The sequence below is a fragment of the Aliidiomarina halalkaliphila genome, assembly GCF_007096385.1.
Lineage (GTDB): Bacteria > Pseudomonadota > Gammaproteobacteria > Enterobacterales > Alteromonadaceae > Aliidiomarina > Aliidiomarina halalkaliphila.
The window spans coordinates 1,370,101-1,393,378 of record NZ_VJWL01000001.1 but is presented as its reverse complement, the minus strand read 5'-3'; the positions used below and the strand labels follow the sequence as shown (position 1 = coordinate 1,393,378).

The window sequence follows — 23,278 nt, the reverse complement described above, 5'->3', positions numbered from 1 at the left end:
CCACCTCGCTTGCATAAGCAGCGGGGCGCATCGCTTGCGGTGGTGGTGTTTATTCTGGTGGTGTTGGCAAGTCTTGGTGTGGTGATGGTGCGCGTTATCTCGTTAGGGAGCGCGTCTGTTGTATCAGAAGTTGTAGGTACACGGGCATTACTTGCTGCACGCAGCGGACTGGAGTTGGCCATGACCGATTTGTTCCCTCTAAATCAAAAAGAAGCGAGCAGTTGCGCTGTGGTGAATGCGAGCTGGAACCTTGTTGAGTTCACTGGACAAGGCTTGCAAGACTGTCAGGCGGAAGTGACATGTGAAGCCCTCGATGCGGGTACCTTCACCCAGTATCGCTTAATCAGCGTGGGTATATGCCAAGCCGGCGAGCAAGAATTTTCTCGCCGACTGTTGCTGGAGGCATCCGATGCTAGTTTGTAGAAACCGACTGGTCATAACTCTATGGATTGTGCTGAGTAGTGCTTTTTGTCAGGTGTTGGCAGCGGATTATATTCTCCCCAACGAAATAAATCGTAGCGTGTTCCAGAACGCGGGGTGTTCATTGAACACCGCACAAGATGAGATGAACTGTACCGGTAGTCTCATATTCGGCAACAACAACGACACTGTGCAATTCACCGTTGCTCCCTTTACCATGAATGTGGCAGGAAACTTTGACTATCGAAATGGATTTAAGCTGAATGAGAGCGGTCAAGCCAGTGATGTATTGATTAATGTTGGCGGCGATATGAACCTCTCTGGGGGACCGCCGGGTAACAATACCGTAATAAACGCAGTACTCAATATTGATGGATCGTTCAATGTTGGTAACAATTCTACGCTGTCAGGGGATATCACCATTACCAATGGTGACTTAAACGTAGGAAATAATTCCACGATCAATGGTTCATTAGATGTTGACGGTGATGTGACTCTGGATCCTAACTCGACCATCAACGGCAATATCAACTCGACCGGTACGGTTACCAATGAAGGTACCGTCACCGGATATATCAATGCTCCGGAAGTGGAAGGTGGCGGTGACGCCGGCGAAGTCTGTGACGTAAACGACAATGAGGGGCCCTGTTTCGGCGATACGACTGTATTTAAATATCGTCTGAACAATCCCGGTACCGCTTTTACCTGCGAATCCTTATCGATCTTTGTAGAGGTATGCGCAGATAGCGGGTGTACAAGCCTTTCCGTTGATGAAGTCACTGCAAACTTAGTGGCCACTCCAAATGCCTCGAACCCTGATGGCGCAACACAGACCTTCGACAGCGGTAACCAAACCTTTGTGGGTAGCCAGTCGATTTCCCTTGCGATTCCGGATCCTGGCAATTATGACTTGAGTATTCAAAGTTCCATTGCTCCGCAACAGGGGGCTGAGTGTGTAGGCCCGAGCGGTTGTGCACTCACGATGGTCGATACCGGATTTCAGGTGGTTGCGCCTGATCCGGTGATTGCCGGCAATGACTTTAGTGTGTTGGTGCGGTCGGTGCGTAAGGACGAGAACACCGGAGCCTGTGCTGCTGCAGTGCAAGGAGGTATCGATCTTGATATCGGGCTATTATGTCTCGATCCTGATGCAAGTGCCGCTGCTTGTGCCAATTGGAATGACTATCCAAGCGCTGTCTTATCCGTGAATTCAACGGTCGTAAGTGGTCACAACACGCCCACAACCATTACCAACGTAAACTTTGATAGCAATGGTGAAGCGCTGCTGAGCGCCCGTTATGGTGATGTGGGTGAAATTGCAATGACGGTCGCAACCTCTGTTGCAACGGGTGCTACGCTGTTTGGTGAAAGTGCAGCCTTCGTGGTTGCCCCCGCCAGTTTTGATGTTCGCGCGATTTTCGATAGTGCTGAATCACCGGCAGCCAATCTCACCGAAGATTTTCATAATGCTGATGCCTTTGCCCGTGCTGGCGAAGACTTCCGCATGGAAGTGGCGGCTTTGACCAGTCAAGGGCAGCGCGCGCCTTCATTTGGTTTGGAGTTCACTGCGGAGCGGCCCAGTGTCAGCATGGTGGCGCCAATTTTGAGTCCGCTGGCATCAGATGCGGATGCGGGTATCCCCAATACCCCTGTATTGCAAGGAGTAGGGTCTGCGGATCTCGCCTATGTTGGTGATGGCTTATTTGCCAGTGATGTTGTGCGTTGGCATGAAGTGGGCGTATTCCGCGTTGCTGCAAGGGTTGCAGGGGGGAGTTACATCACCTCGAACATTGATGCGGAAACAGAATCCTATCCGATCGGGCGTTTTATTCCAGGCTATTTGTCGGTGAACTTGATTGATGATGGCGCAGGTTCTCCTATTATGCCTGAGTTCGCCGATGCGCAAGATGATTTTACTTATGTCGGCCAAGAGTTTACCTGGCATGTTGCGCCTGAATTTGAAGTGGTGGCGCGTTCGTTAAATGGTACCGGCTTAAACAATTACGTTGGCCCGCTCTTTCGTTTAGAACCACAAACCGTCACTGATGTTTACGTTATTGCCAATGCCCCAACAGAAGCCGTTTTGACGGATACGGGATTGGACCAAGACGATGTACTTGTGTCCGCTCCCGCGGAGTTTGGCGATCCTGGACGCATCTTGCTTAATGATACACGGGTGATTGAGCGCCTTCCGGAACCCATGCTCCCCTTTAATCCAGAATTTGCGATCACCCTGAGTGAGGCTGTCTTTACGGATCAAGACGGCGCCTGTTATCGCACCAGTGCAAACGATCCCTGCCAAGGCTTGGAGCTCACCGAGATAGGGGGCACTCAGCAATTAACAGGGCGGTTAAATCTGCTTCCTGTGTCGGTGCCCGCCGACGACATTATGGGGCTTGAATTTCGCGCTGAAATTTTTGCCTGCGCTGGCCCGCTAAACCGTGCCGATATTGCTACGAGCTGTCCAACAACGGAACTGTTCTGGCGCCGAAATCACCGAGACAACAGCACCGAGTATTCCATTGCCTGGGTTACGACCCATGCAACTTACGTGATCGTGCCGGATAGTCAGGGTGATCTCAGTGTGTCAGATATCGATGCATCGCTCACCGGCCTCGGCGATTTCCCACTGATTGCGGGCCAACAAGATGGCGCCAACCAACTGCTCCTGCAAAGTGGTGGTAAACGAGGTCGATTCTTGTGGATTGTCGATCTCACGCCGTCTGGGATAAACCTACCCTGGTTGCGCAATGATTGGAGCGGTGCCGATGCCCTTGACGATCCGCAAGCGGAACTTGAATTTGGATTGCCGCGAGATAATCCTCGTGTGATCTATCAACGTGAGTTAGGTTGGTAAGGTGTCGGGCGAAAATAAGGCCTAGCACAAGGAACTTTTCTGAAGAAATGACAGCCACAGAAGGTGGCCGTGTAAAAACCCTGTCTAGAGCGGCATTCGCGCTTGCTCGGGGTAGCGTGGCTTGGTAAAGTTAGTCAGTTATTTCACGAATTATAAAACCAAGGGAACAGCCCTCCATGTTTAAGAAGTTGCGCGGCTTATTTTCCAACGATCTTTCGATCGATTTGGGAACGGCAAACACACTGATTTATGTGAAAGATAAAGGCATCGTGTTGAACGAGCCTTCGGTGGTTGCGATTCGTCAAGATCGTGCGGGCGGGAGTAAGAGCGTCGCAGCCGTAGGTCATGCAGCGAAACAGATGCTAGGTCGAACACCGGGCAACATTAAAGCGATTCGTCCCATGAAAGATGGCGTGATCGCTGACTTCCACGTGACAGAGAAGATGTTGCAGTATTTTATTAAACAGGTGCACGAAAATAATTACTTACGTCCAAGCCCCCGAGTTCTGGTGTGTGTGCCTTACGGTGCCACCCAAGTAGAACGCCGAGCAATTCGTGAGTCGGCGCTCGGCGCAGGAGCGCGTCAGGTGGTCCTAATCGACGAGCCGATGGCCGCAGCGATCGGTGCCGGCTTGCCTGTATCTGAACCGACTGGCTCAATGGTGGTTGATATCGGTGGTGGTACTACGGAAGTGGCGATCATCTCACTGAATGGCGTGGTGTATTCAAGTTCTGTGCGCATCGGTGGTGATAAATTTGATGAAGCCATTATCAGCTATGTGCGCCGTAATTTCGGTTCCCTTATCGGAGACGCTACCGCAGAACGCATCAAACATGAGATAGGTACAGCCTATCCCGGTGATGACGTGCGTGAGTTGGAAGTGCGCGGACGTAACCTTGCGGAAGGGGTGCCACGCTCGTTTACGTTAACGAGTAACGAGATTCTCGAAGCGCTGCAAGAACCATTGATGGGCATTGTGGCTGCCGTGATGACTGCTTTGGAACAATCTCCACCAGAGTTGGCGTCGGATATATCCGAGCGCGGTATGGTATTAACCGGTGGTGGCGCGTTATTACGTGACCTCGACCGTTTGCTGATGGAAGAAACCGGTATTCCAGTCATTGTTGCCGACGACCCACTGACCTGTGTAGCACGCGGGGGTGGTAAAGCACTCGAACTCATTGATGAACATGGCGGCGATTTGTTCAGTGATGAGTAAGTCGATGGCGGCTAAAGCGGAAACGAAATAACTGTGTCTACACCATTATTTGTTCGTTCTGTCTCACTTAAAGTTCGCTTAACGCTAGCCTTGTCGCTAGCGTTTTTGCTTATTTTTCTTGATCATCGCTTGGGCGCTATGCAACCCGTTCGCTTGTTTTTGAACTCCATAGTGAGCCCAGTTCAATACCTTGCCGTGGTGCCGGAACAGGCGTTAGACAGTTTAATTTCACAGCTGCAAAGCCGGCGCGCTTTGATTATTGAAAACGAATCATTGAGAGAAGACATGTTAGCGTTGCGCGGGCAAATGCAGCGTTACGAGTTTTTAATGTTGGAAAATGAACGCTTACGTCGCCTGCTTGCTAGCGAAGCACGCGAAGACCGATTACGTATGGTGGCGGAAGTGATCGCCGTCGACTCGGATCCTTTTTCTCACCAAGTGGTGGTGAACAAAGGAACACGCCATGGGGTGTTTATTGGGCAACCGGTGATTGATGCGCAAGGCGTGATTGGACAAGTGACAAGCGTAGGTGTTAGTACAGCCCGAGTGATTCTGATTTCAGACCAGAGCCATGCAATTCCAACCCGCGCTGCGGAAAGTGGTATTCGCGTGATTGCACAAGGCGTCGGTGACACCAGCATGCTAGAGCTGATGCACGTTCCGCACTCTACAGAACTTCGAGTTGGAGATATGTTGCTCACTTCAGGGCTTGGTGGGGTATTCCCCGAGGGCTACCCTGTGGCGCGTATTCAGAGCATCGTACGGGATGAATCTTTGCCGTTCGCGCGTGTGCGAGCGGTGCCTGTCGCCAACCTTGATCGCATTCGGATGTTGCTCTTGTTGTGGGATGCTGACAGCTATGAGCAGCCCATTCGTCCAGAACAAGAGGCAGAGCCGTTATGACGTCACGCTTAATGGTGCAACGGGTTGTTATTTTTAGCACGGTGCTACTTAGTTTGATTTTTGCGGTCATGCCAATGACTCTTACGCTTGCGGCGTGGCGGCCTGAATGGCCCCTTCTTGCGATGATCTATTGGATTATTGCGCTACCGCATCGGGTGAATATTGGATACGCATTTTTAGTCGGGTTGGCCGTCGATATTTTGCTCGGCTCTACCCTCGGTTTCCATGCGGCGGCTTATGCGTTGGTATGTTACCCAGCAGCGCGCCATTATCCGCGCATTCGCAACTTTTCGTTATCGCAGCAAGCGTTGCTCGTTGTGTTGCTGGTGTTCCTTGCGCGGGCTGTAGTGTTTGTTCTGGAGCATTATTTAAATAACGCGCCATTTATGCTGCATTATTTTTGGCCAGCAATAAGTTCAGCGCTATTTTGGCCTTGGGTATTCCTAATTTTTCGGAAAATTCGCCGCCGCTTTCAAATGACTTAGGCAGGACCGTCTGATGTTATATCTCGCTTCCGCTTCGCCCCGCAGGCGCGAGCTCCTTGAGTTATTAGGCGTCGAGTTTGCAGTGCGGCCCATGGATATTCCGGAAACACCAGCTCACGGCGAAACACCCCAAGATTACGTGCAGCGCTTAGCCCGTGAAAAAGCAGAAGCTTGCGCAGCGGCCGTGGTCGCGGAAGGTGACGATGAGCAATGGGCTGTATTAGGCGCTGATACCATTGTTGTTGCCGGTGATCATATTCTGGAAAAACCGCGTGATTTTGTCGATTATCAGCAAATGATGAAGCAGCTTAGTGGGCGCAGTCACTCTGTATACACTGCAGTAAATGTGACGACTGCGACCGCGAGTAAAACCGTATTGGTGCCTTCAGAAGTACGCTTCCGGGAACTCACGGATGAGGATATTGCCAGATATTGGAATACTGGAGAGCCCGTTGATAAAGCCGGTGGTTATGGTATTCAAGGTCCGGCGGGGGCCTTCGTGGCCCATTTAAATGGCAGTTTCTTTGCGGTTATGGGCTTGCCATTGTATGAAACAGATCAGTTGTTGCGCGAGTTTTGGCGCAGTTAAGGCCCCCCTTATTAACAAGCGAGATTGTCCATGAGTGCAGAAATTCTGATAAACGTCACCCCAAGCGAAACCCGCGTTGCTTTGGTGGAAAATGGGATCTTGCAGGAAATTCATATTGAGCGACAGTCGCGCCGTGGTCTCGTGGGTAATGTGTATGTCGGTAAAGTCAGCCGCGTATTGCCGGGCATGCAAGCGGCATTTGTGGATATTGGCCTAGAAAAGGCTGCTTTCTTGCATGCTTCCGACATTATTACCCATATTGATCAGGTCGAAGAGCTTGATCGTGAGCAAATTCCCGCGCCGGATATCTCGCAGCTTGTGCGTCAAGGGCAGCACATTATGGTGCAGGTGGTCAAAGATCCACTAGGAACCAAGGGGGCGCGATTAACCACAGATATCACGATTCCCTCGCGTTATTTGGTGCTGATGCCGCGCTCAAATCACGTGGGTGTATCCCAACGTATTGAGAGTGATAAAGAGCGTGAGCGGCTGCGCCAATCCGTGGAAAGTTTTTGTAACGACGATATTGGTTTTATTGTGCGTACTGCAGCAGAAGGAGCTGGCAAGGACGAGTTGGCTCAAGATGCGAGTTTTTTGCGACGCCTATGGGATAAAATTCAGGAGCGCCGCAAGAAAAACGCAAAAGGCGGGGTGCTGTACGAAGATTTAAACCTCGCGTCGCGGGTGCTGCGCGATTTTGTTGGCGTTGAACTTGAACGAATTCGGGTAGACTCGCGTCTAAGTTTTAGTCAATTGCAGGAATTTGTCGCAGAGTTCATTCCTCACCTTGCCGATCGCTTGGAGTATTACGAAGGGGAACGGCCCATTTTTGATCTGTTCGATGTTGAAAATGAAATTCAACGAGCTCTGGATCGGAAAGTGCAATTGAAGTCAGGCGGTACCTTGGTTATCGATCAAACTGAGGCAATGACCACGATTGATATCAATACGGGTGCTTTCGTTGGACATCGTAACCTTGACGAGACCATTTTTAATACCAATACGGAAGCGACACAAGCGATTGCACGGCAGTTACGGTTACGTAACTTAGGCGGCATTATTATTATCGATTTCATCGATATGCAGAATGAGGATCATCGGCGGCGGGTACTGCATAGCTTAGAACTAGCATTGAGTAAGGATCGTGCGAAAACCAGTATTTCGGGTTTTACCTCCTTGGGATTAGTGGAGGTGACGCGCAAACGTACCCGTGAGAGTTTGGAACACGTACTTTCCTCGGAGTGCCCAGTTTGTAAGGGTCGTGGCTCGATGAAAACGGTTGAAACCGTGTGTTATGAAGTCATGCGGGAAATTGTTCGTGTAAATCGCGCCTATGCGGCCGATAAGTTTGTTGTGTATGCCTCGGCAGCCGTCTCTGAGCGCTTACTCACAGAAGAGTCGCAAGCCCTCGCGGAAGTTGAGGTGTTTGTGGGTAAACAAATCAAAATCCAAGTGGAACCTTTGTACCACCAGGAGCAGTTTGACGTGGTAATGATGTAGTGGCGCTAAAGCGAGCAATCCATTTCACAATTCGGAAACTATGGCTTGCGGTGATCATATTTTTGGTTACTGCCGCTGTGCTATTGAGTGTTGCTCGGATCGCCTTACCCTACGCTGAAAATTACCGTGCCAGTATCGAAAACCAGATTAATCAGCGCTACGACCAAGATATTACGATTGCTGGTTTAAGTGCTGACTGGAGCGCTCTTGGCCCTATGTTGGTACTGGAGTCCCTCGAATTTAATGTGAGTGATGATTATCCACTCAGTTTATCCGTGCAACGTGCTCATGTGCAGCTGAACTTCTGGCAAAGTGTGTGGCAGCGTGACTGGGTGTTTGAGCGATTTGTTCTATCGGGCGTTACCGCAAACTACCAGTATCAGCCGAGCGGTGGCGAAGGTAGCTTGCCCGAGGGCTTGGAAAGTCTGTTTTTGCGGCAGTTAGAGCACTTTGAGGTGCGTGATAGTCAGTTTACCCTGCACATCGCTGATCAGCAGCCCCGCACCATCCAAATAGATGCATTAACCTGGCGCCGCGACGGCGAGCGCCGGCAGGCAACTGGCCGTTTTCAAGTGCCAGACGTAACGGCTAATGCTCTAAGCTTTACCGCCGACTTAGATGGTGATGCACTGCATCAAATCAGCGGCAGTATTTACATTGAAGCGCAAAACTTGGATGTGTCGCCGTGGTTGGCACAAGTTACCGCGACTTCCGAAATTTTGCGTACCGAAATTAACTTGCAAGGGTGGCTGGATGTTAGCGGCGGCCAATTTCGTTCCGGCCAAGTCGAACTTGGTGAGAACCGGCTTGAGTGGGAGCGGGGGGGAGAACGTCATCGTCTCGTTAGCCAACCGACCACATGGACTGTGGAACCGCGTAGCGACGGTTGGCTGATGAACAGTACGCCCTTGTTGCTTACCTTGGATGAGCGGGAATGGCCTCTTGATCGCGTGATTTGGCGTTATCGCGACGGTGCTCATCGCTGGAATGTAGCGGATATAGAACTCTTTGATTTTGCGCCCATATGGGGGCTGTTCGGGCGACCCGGCGACATGATTGCAGAGTGGTCTGATGGTCTGCAAGCGGAAGGAACGATTCGAGAAGCGCAGATCCAATTAACTCAAGCTCGCGAGTGGCAATTCTATGTGCGTGCAGATGAATTAGGCTGGCTGCCATTTCAATCGGTGCCAGGTATTGAGGGCTTGCACCTTGAAGTATGGAGTACAGAATCGGAAGGCCGTTTTGAACTCACAGGTGAGCAGGTCAATCTCGCTTCGCCGTCGACCTTTAGCGACGCCAAAACCCTGTCTGAATTTTCCGTCGACGGTCATTGGAATCAGCATAACGGCTTTTGGGAGTTTGCGGTTGCCGATGCGTATTTCCAATTACCGAATGCCGATGTTCGCCAGTCTATGCGCTTTAGTAGCGAAAATGGAGCACCAGTTCAGGTGGAGTGGCTGCTATCAGGTGGTAGCCGTGGCATGGATGTATTTGATGTTGTGGCTTTACTGCCGTTGCAACTTGGAGATGGACTCAGTGAATATCTCACCAACGCCCTCCAGCAAGGACAAATTGATGCGTTAAGCATGGCTTGGCGTGGAGCCCTTGAGGATTTGCCTTACATGGGTGCAAATGGGGTGTTACAAGCACGCACCATTATCAGTGGTCTTGATTTTCAATTCCGCCCTGAATGGCCCGCCATTCTTGGTGCGGAAGCGGAGCTTGTATTCGAACACGACACCTTGCATATCAGCACCCGTGGTGGATCGCTCGCAAACATTGAACTCAGTGACGTGAATGCCGAAATCACCCCACTGGTGGGAAGTCCTACTGAACTCCATATTCGCTCCGATGTGTTCGCCACTGGGGAGCAACTGAAGGCGTTATTCGAACAAAGCCCCCTTGCTGATTCTGTTGCAGCCACATTGGCGATTGTGCAACCGGAAGGGCCGTTGCGTGGGCAATTCACGCTGGCTATTCCGTTTTCCGATGGCCCTATTGTGGCCGAAGGGAGCGTTGATCTTGAGGGCCAAGATATCTATATCGAGCCGGTCAATTTAACACTGCAACGAGTGCATGGTGAGCTGACCTTTACCAATGATCAAATCCGCTTTCACAGCGATGATGCCCATGTGTTTGATCAACCCATTAGTGTGTCACTTCAAGGTGCTGTTACAGACGAACATCCTTACGAGTTGCAGGCGGATATTTTTGGCTCCTGGACAAGTGATGACTTACAGGCGCGTTTCCCTGAACTCACTACGTTCAATTTAATGCATGGACGGCTCGAGCATCAGGCAGAATTTACATTGAGACTAAAAGAAGTAGGCTTTGATTATCAATGGGTAATGGACACGCAGCTGGCTGAGATGGAGTTACGTTTGCCTGCCCCCCTTGGAAAAGCAGCGGGCACTAGTGCCAAAATAAACACTGAGGTTACCGGTAACCAAGCTCGCTTACAGGGCAGTGCCCAGTTAGGTGATAGTGCCCGAGTGCGTGGCGATATGCAGTTGGGAGAGGGCTTTCACGCCTTCGAAATCGTTATTGGCGAGAGTCCGGTCGCCATTGCTGCGTCGCCCGCTGCGGGATTGTCCGCGTATATCGGGTTATCGTCGGCGGTGCTCGAAGAGTGGCTACCGTTAGTGGCGGGTCTACTCGTACCTCAAGCAGAAGAGAGTGAACACATTCAGATCCTCCCGCCATTCGCGCGTTTAGAAGGGCAAATAGATGAATTGTACAGCGCGGGTCAGCGCTTTGCCAATACCCAGATTCGCGGTGGTCGTGAAAATGGTGCTTGGTCGATTGATCTGAACGCTGACAACCTACGTGGACGCATCAGTGGCGGGTCAGATTCACATGTTCTGCGATTGAACCTCGATTTTCTCGAGCTTCAGCGGCTACCAGAAGATACTCATGATTCCCATGTGGCAAGTGACCGCAGCTGGCTTGATAATTTACCGGCCATGCACGTGACTTGCCGGATCTGTCGTTACGATACGCATTTATTGGGTGAGATCAGCTTTGAGCTGCAACCGGAGAACTATGGCGCCCAAATTAATGCGTTAGATGTGCGACGTGGAAACACGCGGCTGCAAGGGAGCGCAGGCTGGCAACCTGGTGAACAAACTCAAAGCAAACTGCAGGGGCAATTCGAATCCAACGATGTCGGTGCGTTGCTCGGCGATTTTGGGTTTAACTCCACTGTGCGCGACTCGAGTGCATCAATTCGTTATCAGCTGGAGTGGCAGGGTGGTCTATTAGACTGGAATACCGAAACCCTATCTGGGCGCGTGGATTGGCAACTTGGCCCTGGTTACTTACGTGACGTATCCGATGGTGGCGCGCGCATCTTTTCGGTGCTCAGTATGGAAAGTATTCTGCGTAAGTTAACCTTGGATTTCCGAGATATATTTGCGCGGGGTATGTTCTACTCCAGTTTCGGTGGTACCCTGAATTTACAGGACGGTATTGTTAGTACAGATAATACGCGAATGAACGGTGCCGCGGGTGATATGACGGTGCGCGGGCAAACTAATTTGGCCGATGAAACACTGGATTATCAACTTACCTATGTACCCAAAGTGACATCGAGTATTCCGGTCTTGCTGGCGTTTATGGTGAACCCGCCAAGTGGGCTTGCGGCGTTGTTTATCGATCGCATGCTGCACGATGCAGAGGTGATATCGCGCTTGCAGTATCAGATTTCCGGCACCATGTCTGATCCAGTGGTCACGGAAGTTCGCCGGGATGCCACGGAAGTGGAATTGCCAGAGATGGCCGAAGATGTATTGCCGCGCCAATTACCGGAGCAGATTGAGAGTCAGCGCGAGAACTCAGGACCTGATCACTAGTTCCACGGTCGACCCAAGTAAGCATGAGGAACGTATCGATGGCAGCAATCAGTTTATTGCAATGGACGTCGCGGGCAGAATGGGCCGAGAATAAGCGCATACTGCACGAATTGCTTGCATCGACAACCCGGTCACGGGATCCAGAAGAGCCCCATTTAGTGGTGTTACCGGAGATGTTTGCCCGTTTTGGTGCTGGGGAAAAAGCACAAGGCCAATTTGCAGAACCTGCAGGTAGCGGTGAAGTACAAGATTGGTTAGCGGCGGCCGCCGAAAAGTTTAATGTGTGGATTCTTGCGGGGACACTACCGCTGCAAGCAGGCGAACGCTACGCGGCGGCGTCTATTTTGTTTGATGCCGATGGGCAGCACGTTGCACGTTACGATAAAATTCATCTTTTTGATGCAGACGTTGAGGACGGCACCAAGAGCTATCGGGAATCTAAATTTACGCGCCCGGGGCAGTCGTTACAGGTGGTTGATACGCCGTTTGGGAAATTAGGTTTGGCGGTATGCTACGATCTCCGCTTTCCTGAGCAGTTTCGCGCCTTGCGCTCCATGGGAGCGGAATTGATTGCGTTACCCTCGGCGTTTACCGAAGTGACTGGTCGCGCGCATTGGTTGCCTTTATTGCAAGCGCGCGCCATAGAAAATCAAGTGTATATGTTGGCCCCCAATCAATGCGGCCAACACGATGATGGGCGGCACACATGGGGCCACAGTATGGTGGTCGATCCGTGGGGACGGGTTCTTGGGGTCATTGAAAATACCGTGGGAACACTGACAGTCCGTATTGACCACAACGAATTACAGGCAGTGCGTAAACGCATGCCCGTGCAGCAGCACAATCAATTTGAGGTACGTTTTATCCATGATTAACCCAATGGTCCACGATCAGTTGTTAGCGCCGTCAGGGCTCGACACCGAGCAGCTTGCCCGCTGTTTAGATACCCTGCACTCAGGCGCTATCGATTATGCCGATATCTATTTGCAGAGCAGCATTAACGAAGCTTGGGTATTGGAAGATGGGATCGTAAAAAGCGGCAGTTTTAATATTGAAAAAGGTTTGGGTGTTCGCGCTATTGCGGGCGAAAAAACTGGATTTGCCTATGCCGATAGTATTGATGCGGCAGCATTATCGCGAGCGGCTATTGCCGCGCGGGGGATTGCTGCGGCAGGACAGTCGGGGCAACAAACGGTGCTGAGTAATATCACTGCACCTGCTTTATACCTTAGCGATAACCCTCTTGCGACTTGGTCTGAGCAACAAAAAATTGAGTTGCTGCAAGCCATGGATAAACACGCGCGCAAACTTGACCCACGTATCACTGAAGTGACGGTGTCACTGACTGGCGCATACGAGCACGTGCTAGTCGCCGCGTCGGATGGGACTTTAGCCACCGATATTCGTCCGTTGGTGCGTTTGAATTGTTCTGTATTGGCGGAACAAAATGGACGCCGCGAGCGCGGTTCGAGCGGTGGCGGTGGGCGTGTCGATTATCAATACTTTATGCAGCCGGTATGGCTCGATAACACGAGCAACCAAGGCACTAACGGGAATGGCAAAGAAAACGACAAACGTCGTTATGTCAGCTACGTGGAAGAAGCGGTGCGGCAAGCACTGATTATGCTTGAAGCCAAGCCCGCACCGGCGGGCACCATGCCAGTTGTATTAGGCGCAGGCTGGCCCGGTGTACTTCTGCACGAAGCCGTTGGACATGGCCTAGAAGGTGATTTTAATCGCAAGGGCGCATCTGCGTATTCTGGACGTATGGGTGAGCAAGTGGCCGCTAAAGGCTGCACTATTGTGGATGACGGCACAATCAAGAATCGCCGTGGCTCCTTGAGTGTGGATGATGAAGGCACACCATCGGGGTATAACGTGCTTATCGAAGATGGCCGCTTAGTGGGCTACATGCAGGATAAAATGAATGCGCGCTTGATGGGTGTCGCTCCAACGGGGAATGGTCGCCGAGAGTCCTACGCGCATCTACCCATGCCACGCATGACCAATACCTACATGTTGGGCGGTAACCATGAGCCGGATGAAATTATTCAATCGGTAAAACGTGGTATTTATGCGCCTCAATTTTCCGGCGGTCAGGTAGATATTACGTCCGGCAAATTTGTATTTAGCGCATCGGAAGCTTATTTAATTGAAGACGGCAAGATTACGGCACCACTGAAAGGCGCTACCTTGATCGGTAATGGCCCAGAGGCGATGGCGCGGGTGTCGATGATCGGAAATGATTTAGCGCTCGATACAGGCATTGGCGTGTGTGGAAAGGATGGTCAGAGTGTGCCTGTGGGTGTTGGGCAGCCGACCTTGAAGATTGACGCCATGACCGTAGGCGGCACCGAGTAATCGGTGCCTTGCATGATTACTTCGCTTGGCTGTCGACAACGCCGCGAATATATTTAAAGAGAGCACGAGAGGCTGCAGGTGGTTTGTTCTGCTCGAGCTCTTTCTGCGCTTGGCGCGCATACTGCCGCAATTGTTGACGATCGGCCATAGGGTAGTCGTCGATAAAGGCTTGGATCGCGTCGTCGCCACCACTGATGATACGATCGCGCCAGCGTTCCAAGGCATGAAAATGAGAGGCCTGATAGAGCGAGTGATTTTCGATTTCGTCTATCTTGGCTAGCAAGGCATCAGTATCGCGTTGGCGCAACAGTTTGCCGATAAATTGTAGCTGACGGCGATAGCCTTCGCGTTTGTTTTCAATTTTTTGGGCCAACTGCACGGCAGCAAGAACCTCGTGATCGAGAGGGAGCTGTTTAAGCACATTTTTGCCCAGTTTTACGAGCTTAACTCCGAGCTCATGCATGGCCTGCGATTCGCGTTTACGCTGGCTTTTACTCGACTCGGAATCGTCAAAAAATTCGTCCTGATGATCAGATTGCATAGTGATTTACCTTTATTCAATGATCTAATTTTATCAGGAAGCAGCCGGCTAAGATATGCCGAATCGCACAGGAACATGAGGTAAGGTTTGAATACATTGAAGAAAACATCAGCGGAACAGTTACAACCCGATATGGATCAAGCCATAGACGCCGTTGAAGCGGCTATTCGGCAAGCCAAGAAACGAGGGGCGAGTGCCGCTGAATGCGCAATTTCCCATTCGCGCGGGTTGAGTGTGAGTACACGCTTAGCGGAAGTGGAAACCGTGGAATTCAATCAAGATGGCAGCTTGGGTATTACGGTTTACCGTGGTCAACGCAAGGGTTCCGCAAGTACTTCAGACCTATCCGCCGAGGCAGTACGTGCCGCGGTAGAAAAAGCCGATGCCATTGCTCGTTTTACGTCTGACGATCCCTGTGCAGGATTAGCCGATGCCGATCTTATGGCCTTTGATTATCCAGATCCGAAGCTGTTTTACCCCGCTTCGCAAGATCCTGCCGACGCCACGGAGTGGGCGCTAGCCTGTGAGCAAATCGCTCTCGCAGGCGACCCGCGTATTGTAAATTCTGACGGGGCACATTTTGCCAGTCATTGTGGCTTTCGCGTCTATGGAAATAGTCATGGCTTTACCGGTCATTACATGAGCTCGCGGCAAAGTTTAAGCTGCATGCCGATTGCCAAAGAAGGTGATCGAATGGAACGTGATTACGCCTATACCATCGCACGTAATCCAGCGTATTTGGCAACCCCGGAGCAGGTCGCCAAAGAAGCGGTGGAAAATACAATTTCACGCTTAGGTGCGCGTTCAGTACCCACTTGTTCGGTGCCGGTAATTTTCCACCGAGATCTTGCCCATGGCCTCTTTGGTGCGCTTGCAACAGCGATCAGCGGCGGTAGCCTGTATCGAAAAAGCAGTTTCTTGCTAGATCATTTGGGCAAAGGGGTGTTACCACAATGGCTCACTATTGATGAAGATCCGTTGGTGCCTGGAGGCTTGGCATCAAGCCCGTTTGATCATGAAGGCGTGCGCACAACAGCGCAGCCTATTGTCAGCGACGGAATTCTGAATACTTATCTGCTCACTAGCTACGCGGGTCGCAAACTGAAAATGCCAACCACAGGTCATGCGGGTGGGATTCATAATTGGTTTGTGCGACCAGATAAAGCCCATCAAGTGGAAGGGCTCGAGGCATTGTGTCAGCAAATGGGCACAGGTTTACTGGTGACCGAACTCATGGGGCAGGGCGTCAATATGGTCACTGGCGATTATTCTCGCGGCGCTGCAGGGTTTTGGGTGGAAAATGGCGAAATTCAATTCCCAGTCACGGAAGTGACCATTGCCGGAAACCTCAAAGACATGCTCATGAACATCCAAGCCATCGGACAAGATATCGATCCCCGTCACGGCATCCAAACCGGCTCCGTCCTGTTAGGCGCCATGAAAATCGCCGGCTCTTAACCCTTACCCAACGCACCGCGTTGGTCCGCTGCGGGCATGGGCACGAGGCTTCGAGCCCTAGTGCTGGGAAAGCCTCGTGGGGGACGCCGCAAGTACGTCCATGTAGGCTTGGGCGCGGCATCCCTGCCGCGCACACCCCCACGAAGCTTTTCCCAGCACCAGGACTTACCCAGCACCGCTCCCACTGGGTTAGACGGGATTTCAACCATAAACATTTAAAAGGCTAGATTACTTGCGGAGCATGGGCGCAGATATGGCACCGAGCGGGTGTCTGCCGCAGGGATGCGGCAGCCAAGCTTACATGGATGTACTTGCAGCGTCCCGCACGGGGGCATATCCGCGCCCGTGCTTTTGCATAGAGGCGGGTACGATTATTCGTCTTCGTCGAAGCGGTCTTGGATGAGTTTTTCGATGGCGTCGAGCGCGGCTTCGGCATCTTCGCCCTCGGCGTTCACTTCAATGGTTTTACCTTGTTGGCTGGCGAGAAGCATAATGCCCATTACGCTGGAGGCATCCACTTCGCGTTCCCCTTGGCGGATCGAGATACGTGCATCAAACTCGTTGGCAAGGCGGGCAAGCTTGGTAGCGGCCCGAGCATGTAATCCGAGTTTGTTTTGAATTCGAAGCTGACGACTATGCTGTGGCATGCTTTTTCTTATCTAATTCCCGATGTTTCACACGAATACTTGGATGCTGATTGGCAAAGTTTTCAGCAAGGCGTTCGGCAATATATACCGATCGGTGTTGACCACCGGTGCAGCCAATCGCGATAGTTAAATAACTGCGGTTACTGCGTTGGAAGTAAGGGAGCCAGGTGCCGACAAAGTTCTCGACTTGATAGATAAACTTGGTCACTAACTGCTGTTGCCCCAAATAATGCTGAACAGGCTCATCAAGACCACTGTAGGGGCGTAGTTCGGGTTCCCAATGGGGGTTCGGTAGGATACGTGCATCGAATACGGTGTCGGCGGTTGTAGGGATGCCGTGTTTGAAACCAAATGACATAAAAACGAGCATTAATTGGTTCTGTTCCCGCCCTAATACACGTTCGGTCACTTGCGAAATTAACTCATGAATACTTAAATCAGTGCTGTCGATGCGCCATGTAGCCATCGCGGCGAGAGGCTCAATTAATACACCTTCGGAGTGAATCGCATCGGCCAATGTAAGAGCGCCTTGTGAGAGCGGGTGCATGCGTCGAGTTTCACCATAACGGCGGATGAGCACCTCGTCGCTTGCGTCAATAAACAGAATTTCCGGTTTGACATCATTAGGCAGGAATTCCAATGCATCGTGGAGAACATCGGAATCTTGCCCAAGGTTACGTACATCGATACTTACGGCAACCGAGGTATATCGTGAAGACGTGGTATGCACCAAGGTTGGTAAAAGTTCGATAGGCAAATTATCAACGCAATAAAAACCGAGGTCTTCAAGTGCGCGTAGCGCTACAGTTTTTCCTGAGCCTGAGCGTCCGCTAACAACGATCAGTTGCATGATGTGGGTTCACTTATCATATGTTCGTGTAGATCACTGTCGCTCGTGGCGGCGCGGAGCGCTCGACAACACTCTTTGTCATTCAAACGCGCTGCCACCGCAGACAGCGTTTTTAAATGCACTTCGGGGTTATCTTTTGGCACCAGTAACGCAAATATTAAATCCACAGGCTGATTATCAATGGCGTCAAAATCAATGGGCTGCTTGAGAGTAATTAAAGCGGCGACAGGATGGCCGGCATTTTCCAGCCGGCCATGTGGGATGGCGATACCTAAGCCAATACCTGTACTGCCTAATCGCTCACGTTGCAGTAAGCTTTCGAAAACGTCAGACTTGCTGACACCTGCGAGCTTAGGTGCAATGAGCTGACTAATCAGCTCAAGCACTTTCTTTTTACTGCTCTCCGATATAGCGGAACGTGTGCAATCGGGGCTTAGGATATCTTTTAGGTCCATAGGTACTAGTGGCTTCTTAGTTTCTCTTTGTGTTTAATCACTTGACGGTCCAACTTATCGATTAAACCATCAATCGCCGCATACATATCTTGGTGCTCAGATGTTGCAAACACCTCTCCACCGTTCAAGTGAAGCGTGGCCTCTGCTTTTTGCAAGAGTTTCTCGACATTTAAAATCACATGCACGTTATTAATATGGTCGAAATGCCGTTCAAGCTTAGCAAATTTATTATCGACATAATCGCGCAGGGCTTCAGTAATTTCTACATGATGACCGGTAAGATTGATTTGCATAACACATCTTCCTTCTGTTGACGTGATTTTAAAGTAGTGTCTTCCGTTGACTCGAAGAAGGAATCCCTAAGGATTCACGATACTTCGCGACGGTCCGTCTCGCTACCTGAATCCCCTGCTCAGCCAAAAGTTGTGCGAGCTTGCTATCGCTCAGTGGCTTCGCAGAGTTCTCGGCTGCAACCAGCTTTTTAATGAACGCTCGGATTGCAGTGGATGAACACTCCCCACCATCGTCGGTGCCAACGTGACTTGAAAAGAAATATTTCAACTCAAAGACACCTTGTGGCGTGTGCATGAATTTCTGGGTGGTGACCCGTGAAATTGTGCTCTCATGCATCTCTATACTTTCTGCGACATCACTGAGTATCATTGGTTTCATCGCTTCTGGGCCTTGTTCGAAAAAAGCCTGTTGCCGATGAACAATACAATTGGCGACCTTCAGCAATGTTTCATTGCGACTTTCTACACTCTTTATGAGCCAGCGAGCGTCTTGCAAATGCTGGCGGATATACTGACTATCTTGGCGACTACAGCCGTTGTTGGCAATGTCTGCGTACATTTGATTGATACGTAACTTGGGTAGTGCATCTTGGTTGAGCTCAACGCGCCAGCGCCCTTGGTGTTTGCGTACCAGAACATCGGGAATAACGTAGTCATTTTGCGCGCCGCCAAAACCTTCCCCTGGGCGGGGCTCTAAATCCTGCAATAACTTCAATACTTCTTTGAGCGTGTCTTCTTTTAATCTGCTTTTACGTGCCAAAGTGCGATAATCGCGTTTGGCGAGTAACTCAAGGTGCTGACTGACCACCCGCCGTGCTGCATCAAGGTAAGGCGAATCGATCGCCCGTTGTTCAAGCTGAATCAGCAAACACTCCTGTACCGAGCGTGCACCGACCCCCATGGGATCGAAATGCTGAATTCGCTTTAACACTACCTCCACTTCATCGAGCTCGGCGTCGGGCTCTTCCACCAACACCGCTTGAAAGATCTCATCTATATCTTGGGTTAAATATCCGCTTTCGTCGATAGCATCGATGATTAATTCAGCGATAAATTCATCAAGTGGTGAAAAATGCGACAATCGCATCTGCCATAACAGATAATCTTGCAGGCTTTCCGTGGTTTCTCCTTGATAGATATAGTCGTCTTCACTGGCTTCGCCGGCCGATGTGCCCGCCGAGTAGGGGCTGTCCCATTCGTAATCGTTAACAACGTCGTCGGGTTCTTCGAGGAGAGGATTGGTTTCTAACGCTTCTTGAATCTCTGATTGCAGCTCAATTGTCGACAACTGCAACAGGCGAATCGCTTGTTGCAGTTGCGGGGTCATGCTCAGGTTCTGACCCATTTTGAGCTGTAAGCCTGGTCTCATTCGAGCCACTCTGCGTTAATTAGGTAAATTGCGCCCATACCTATAATCATTGGGGTTTTCCGAGAAATTACAAGGAGAATTGATCACCAAGGTAGACTTCTTTGACCTGTTGGTTGGCAAGTACTTCTTGTGCCGAGCCTTTTGCAATCAATTGGCCGTGGCTCACGATGTATGCAACTTCACAGACAGAGAGTGTTTCACGCACGTTATGATCGGTAATCAACACGCCAATGCCACGATCGCTCAACTGCTGAATGATTTTTTTGATATCGATCACAGAAATGGGATCCACGCCGGCAAAAGGTTCGTCGAGTAAAATAAACTTGGGTTCCGCGGCCAATGCTCGGGCAATTTCCACTCGCCGGCGTTCACCACCGGATAAACTCATGCCTAAACTATTCACGATGTGCCCAATACTAAACTCGTTAAGGAGCTCATCGAGCTTTTCTTCACGCCCGGCGGCATCTAAATCACGACGGGTTTCTAAGATCGCCATGATGTTGTCGCGTACGCTCAACTTGCGAAATACCGACGCTTCTTGTGGTAAGTAGCCAATACCTTTGCGAGCACGTGAATGCATCGGCAAGAGCGTGATATCTTCGTTATCTAATTCGATTGTGCCCTTGTCGTTCGCCACCAAGCCGACAATCATATAGAAGGTGGTTGTTTTTCCTGCGCCGTTGGGTCCAAGTAAACCAACCACTTGTCCGGCATTGACTTCAATACTGACATCCTTGACCACAGTGCGGCCTTTGTACGCTTTGGCGAGGTGGCTTGCGCGAAGAGTAATCATAGTGATGGCTATTGGTCCTGTCCGTTGTTTTGTTGCGTGCGAGGGCGTGGTCGGAAAATCGTTTCTACTTGCTCTTCCCCGCGATCGGAAGTTACTTGTTGAGTTTCAATGTTATAGATAATGCGTTCTGCACGCACGAGACTACCGTCTTGACGCAACTCAGCGCCGCCTTGCAAGGTCAAAATGCCTGCGGTGGAATCATATTGAATCGTTGTGGCTTGGGCATTCACGATAATCCCCGGTTCGATTTCTTGCTGATAAGTCGCAGGGCTGCCGCGCAGCGAAAACACTTCGGGTTCGTCGCTCCGATTATCAAAGCCGGTAACCTCCAACTCGTCGGCGGTGATCTGCAAACTACCCTGATTAATCCGCACATTCCCCATGGCGCGATAGATACTCTGTTGCAAATCGAGCAGATCGTTGTCTGCTAGGATTTGCACAGGTTGCTCAAAGTCACGCGCAAAGCCCGAAGGCGTATTTGCGTGCAGAGCGAAAGCGAGCGCCAAGCTACAAGGAGCGAGGACGAGGATAAAAAATCGTTTCAACATGGTGTATCAGCTCCAACTGCTGGGCTTCTAAATCGATGCGCATGCCTTCGCCGCGAACGATAAAACGGTCACCCCGGATAGTGACCGGGGCCTCGGTATGCATAGTACGGTTTTGTAAATCAATCGCCAAATACTCGGTATCTATCTGTTCGATATAGCCGACATCAGATTGGTTCACTATTTTAATGGATTCTTCCAACTCCAAACGCACGTCTTCGTAGAGGCGTCCCACGCGTGCAGTAATTTGCCATACGGCGCCAGCTTCCTCAATATTGACCTGCTCGTCGCTGAGGTATGAGGTGTAAACGGGCGATTCGAGCTCCGTAAGGCGAAACAAACTGAAATGCGCCATCCGCTCGGCACGAATTTGGTGAGAAAGACGACCATCGGACTCAAAAATACGAGTTTCTAATCCACGGGCAGTAAAATCTGGTATTTGCTGCTCAATCAGTGCCGGCTCCACGTCGTCGCTGTCGCTGTCCATTGCGAGCCAAAGTATAAATGTCGCCCCCAGTAGAAATAGCGCGACCAATATTATACTGCGTCGATTCACGTGCTGCTCTCCTGCACCTGATGCAATTTTCCTTGGCTGAGTAAGATCAGATCTGCTAGCTCGCGCACGGCACCAAATCCACCGCGCTGTCGTGTCACGTAATTTGCAGCCTGCTGTACCGATGGATGCGCATCAAACACCGCAACACCCAGGGCTGCAGCTTCGAGCATCGGAATGTCTGGTAAGTCGTCGCCAATTGCCGCGAGAGTATCGGCACTATACCCGGTTTTATTTAACAGCGACGCGAGGGCTTGGCCTTTGTCGTGCTCGCCTTGAATGATATGTTCAACGCCAAGAGCCGACATGCGATTGGCCACAATATGCGAACGTCGTCCGGTAATGACGGCGACCTGAATACCCGCGCTTACTAACGCTTTTACGCCCAAACCATCACGGGTATGAAATGCTTTTAGTTCTTCGCCTTGATCACCTAAATAGATGCGACCATCGGAAAATACGCCATCGACATCACAAACTAATAATTGAATCTGCGACATGCGTGCGATGATGTCAGCGGCGATATCGCCATACCATGTGCTTACATACTCTGGCATTAGACTACTCCCGCTCGCAGCAGGTCATGCATATTAAATGCACCGACGACTTGTTTGTCTTTGTTCACGACGATCAGGCCATTAATTTTTCGTGTTTCCATTAGTTTCAGCGCCTCTGCGGCAAGCATTTCTGGTCGCGCGGTCACACATTGGGTGGTCATGGTGTTGGCAATCACGGTTTGATGTATATCGACTCGTTGGTCCAAAATGCGGCGTAAATCACCGTCAGTGAATAACCCTAACAGCTGGTCTTGGTCATCCACAATGGTGGTCATCCCCAAACCCTTACGAGAAATCTCCATAAGTGCCTCGGTCACGATAGCTTCGGCGCTCACTTTCGGCACACGTTCGCCCGTGTGCATAATGTCGCTCACTCGAAGCAGCAACCGTTTACCCAAACTTCCGCCTGGGTGTGACAGGGCAAAGTCGTTGGCGGTAAATCCACGCTCGTTGAGTAATGCAACAGCAAGCGCATCGCCCATAACAAGCGTAGCGGTGGTGCTGGCAGTCGGTGCAAGACCAAGCGGGCAGGCTTCTTCGCTCACGGCGACGGACACGTGAACATCAGAAAGGCTCGCCAGTGTTGATTCAGGTTTGCCGGTGAGGGCAATGAGGGGAACGCCTAAGCGCTTGATTACCGGGAGAATCGCTAAAACTTCATGGGTTTCTCCCGAATTGGAAATCGCGATCACCACGTCTTGCCCAGTGATCATGCCTAAATCACCATGGCTGGCTTCACCGGGGTGTACGAAAAATGCGGGGGTTCCGGTGCTAGCGAGGGTGGCTGCAATCTTTCCACCAATATGACCTGACTTACCCATACCGGTCACCACAACCCGGCCTTTGCAGGCCATCATCAATGCACAGGCGCGCGCAAAATCATCGTTAATGGATGCGGCAAGCGCGGCGATTGCGTTTTGCTCAATGGCCAAGACTTTTCGACCATGCTCAACGTAGTTTGCGGCAACGTTAGGGTGGTTCGCAGCGGACATATTCGTTCGTTCCCATGTGATCGAATGATGAAATCGGCC

Annotated in this window: 22 protein-coding genes; 11 read left to right on the top strand and 11 right to left on the bottom strand. The window is 51.0% G+C overall.

Annotated features, from left to right (window positions below; all coding sequences use genetic code 11):
• Positions 1-9: 9 nt before the first annotated feature.
• The 10 genes from FM042_RS06440 (at position 10) to tldD (ending at position 14,186) form a co-directional block, all read left to right on the top strand.
• Entirely contained in the window at positions 10-423 is a 414-nt protein-coding gene (locus tag FM042_RS06440) for a type II secretory pathway component (protein ID WP_143235480.1), read from the top strand.
• Entirely contained in the window at positions 410-3,277 is a 2,868-nt protein-coding gene (locus FM042_RS06435) for a DUF6701 domain-containing protein (RefSeq protein ID WP_143235478.1), read from the top strand. Before FM042_RS06440 ends, FM042_RS06435 begins: the two co-directional genes overlap by 14 nt.
• Positions 3,278-3,453: 176 nt before the next feature.
• Positions 3,454-4,497 (top strand): rod shape-determining protein, encoded by a 1,044-nt coding sequence (locus FM042_RS06430; RefSeq protein ID WP_143235476.1) that lies wholly within the window; start codon positions 3,454-3,456, stop codon positions 4,495-4,497.
• A 33-nt stretch (positions 4,498-4,530) separates the two neighbouring features.
• On the top strand, positions 4,531-5,400 hold the full coding sequence (gene mreC / locus FM042_RS06425; RefSeq protein WP_143235474.1) for a rod shape-determining protein MreC: 870 nt from the start codon (positions 4,531-4,533) through the stop codon (positions 5,398-5,400).
• Positions 5,397-5,885 carry a rod shape-determining protein MreD gene (gene mreD, locus FM042_RS06420; RefSeq protein ID WP_143235472.1) on the top strand — a complete coding sequence of 163 codons (489 nt, stop codon included), beginning with the start codon at positions 5,397-5,399 and terminating at the stop codon, positions 5,883-5,885. The genes mreC and mreD overlap by 4 nt, the downstream gene beginning before the upstream one ends.
• 13 nt (positions 5,886-5,898) lie before the next feature.
• Positions 5,899-6,474: a Maf family protein gene (locus tag FM042_RS06415; protein ID WP_143235470.1), complete on the top strand. Its 576-nt coding sequence runs from the start codon at positions 5,899-5,901 to the stop codon at positions 6,472-6,474.
• Between the two features lie 30 nt (positions 6,475-6,504).
• Complete coding sequence (rng, locus tag FM042_RS06410; RefSeq protein WP_143235468.1) at positions 6,505-7,974, top strand: ribonuclease G; 1,470 nt, start codon at positions 6,505-6,507, stop codon at positions 7,972-7,974.
• Positions 7,974-11,825, top strand: coding sequence for a YhdP family protein (locus FM042_RS06405; protein WP_143235466.1), 3,852 nt, complete (start codon positions 7,974-7,976; stop codon positions 11,823-11,825). Before rng ends, FM042_RS06405 begins: the two co-directional genes overlap by 1 nt.
• Before the next feature lie 38 nt (positions 11,826-11,863).
• Positions 11,864-12,700 (top strand): carbon-nitrogen hydrolase family protein, encoded by an 837-nt coding sequence (locus FM042_RS06400; RefSeq protein WP_143235464.1) that lies wholly within the window; start codon positions 11,864-11,866, stop codon positions 12,698-12,700.
• Positions 12,693-14,186, top strand: a complete 1,494-nt coding sequence (gene tldD, locus FM042_RS06395; RefSeq protein WP_143235462.1) for a metalloprotease TldD — start codon at positions 12,693-12,695, stop codon at positions 14,184-14,186. Before FM042_RS06400 ends, tldD begins: the two co-directional genes overlap by 8 nt.
• 16 nt (positions 14,187-14,202) lie before the next feature.
• On the opposite strand, the gene yjgA is transcribed toward tldD, so the two are convergent.
• Positions 14,203-14,727: a ribosome biogenesis factor YjgA gene (yjgA, locus tag FM042_RS06390; protein WP_143235460.1), complete on the bottom strand. Its 525-nt coding sequence runs from the start codon at positions 14,725-14,727 to the stop codon at positions 14,203-14,205.
• A 132-nt stretch (positions 14,728-14,859) separates the two neighbouring features.
• Between yjgA and pmbA the strand changes: the two genes are divergently transcribed.
• Positions 14,860-16,185, top strand: coding sequence for a metalloprotease PmbA (pmbA, locus tag FM042_RS06385; protein WP_143235634.1), 1,326 nt, complete (start codon positions 14,860-14,862; stop codon positions 16,183-16,185).
• 371 nt (positions 16,186-16,556) lie between these two features.
• Here pmbA and FM042_RS06380 read toward each other — a convergent pair whose 3' ends face one another.
• From FM042_RS06380 to FM042_RS06335, 10 genes are all read right to left on the bottom strand, one after another.
• Positions 16,557-16,832 carry an HPr family phosphocarrier protein gene (locus FM042_RS06380; protein ID WP_143235458.1) on the bottom strand — a complete coding sequence of 92 codons (276 nt, stop codon included), beginning with the start codon at positions 16,830-16,832 and terminating at the stop codon, positions 16,557-16,559.
• Entirely contained in the window at positions 16,819-17,682 is an 864-nt protein-coding gene (gene rapZ, locus FM042_RS06375; RefSeq protein ID WP_143235456.1) for an RNase adapter RapZ, read from the bottom strand. The genes FM042_RS06380 and rapZ overlap by 14 nt, the downstream gene beginning before the upstream one ends.
• Positions 17,673-18,137 carry a PTS IIA-like nitrogen regulatory protein PtsN gene (ptsN, locus tag FM042_RS06370; protein WP_143235454.1) on the bottom strand — a complete coding sequence of 155 codons (465 nt, stop codon included), beginning with the start codon at positions 18,135-18,137 and terminating at the stop codon, positions 17,673-17,675. Before ptsN ends, rapZ begins: the two co-directional genes overlap by 10 nt.
• Before the next feature lie 5 nt (positions 18,138-18,142).
• The gene (gene hpf / locus FM042_RS06365; RefSeq protein WP_143235452.1) at positions 18,143-18,430 is read right to left on the bottom strand and encodes a ribosome hibernation promoting factor; all 288 of its coding nucleotides are present in this window, start codon (positions 18,428-18,430) and stop codon (positions 18,143-18,145) included.
• A 28-nt stretch (positions 18,431-18,458) separates the two neighbouring features.
• Entirely contained in the window at positions 18,459-19,799 is a 1,341-nt protein-coding gene (locus tag FM042_RS06360) for an RNA polymerase factor sigma-54 (protein WP_143235450.1), read from the bottom strand.
• Between the two features lie 67 nt (positions 19,800-19,866).
• Positions 19,867-20,592 (bottom strand): LPS export ABC transporter ATP-binding protein, encoded by a 726-nt coding sequence (gene lptB / locus FM042_RS06355; RefSeq protein ID WP_185960716.1) that lies wholly within the window; start codon positions 20,590-20,592, stop codon positions 19,867-19,869.
• Between the two features lie 8 nt (positions 20,593-20,600).
• Positions 20,601-21,140 carry a lipopolysaccharide transport periplasmic protein LptA gene (gene lptA / locus FM042_RS06350; protein ID WP_143235448.1) on the bottom strand — a complete coding sequence of 180 codons (540 nt, stop codon included), beginning with the start codon at positions 21,138-21,140 and terminating at the stop codon, positions 20,601-20,603.
• Positions 21,100-21,693 (bottom strand): LPS export ABC transporter periplasmic protein LptC, encoded by a 594-nt coding sequence (lptC, locus tag FM042_RS06345; RefSeq protein ID WP_185960715.1) that lies wholly within the window; start codon positions 21,691-21,693, stop codon positions 21,100-21,102. Before lptC ends, lptA begins: the two co-directional genes overlap by 41 nt.
• Positions 21,690-22,247, bottom strand: coding sequence for a 3-deoxy-manno-octulosonate-8-phosphatase KdsC (gene kdsC, locus FM042_RS06340; RefSeq protein WP_143235444.1), 558 nt, complete (start codon positions 22,245-22,247; stop codon positions 21,690-21,692). Before kdsC ends, lptC begins: the two co-directional genes overlap by 4 nt.
• On the bottom strand, positions 22,247-23,239 hold the full coding sequence (locus tag FM042_RS06335) for a KpsF/GutQ family sugar-phosphate isomerase (RefSeq protein WP_143235441.1): 993 nt from the start codon (positions 23,237-23,239) through the stop codon (positions 22,247-22,249). Before FM042_RS06335 ends, kdsC begins: the two co-directional genes overlap by 1 nt.
• Positions 23,240-23,278 lie beyond the last annotated feature (39 nt).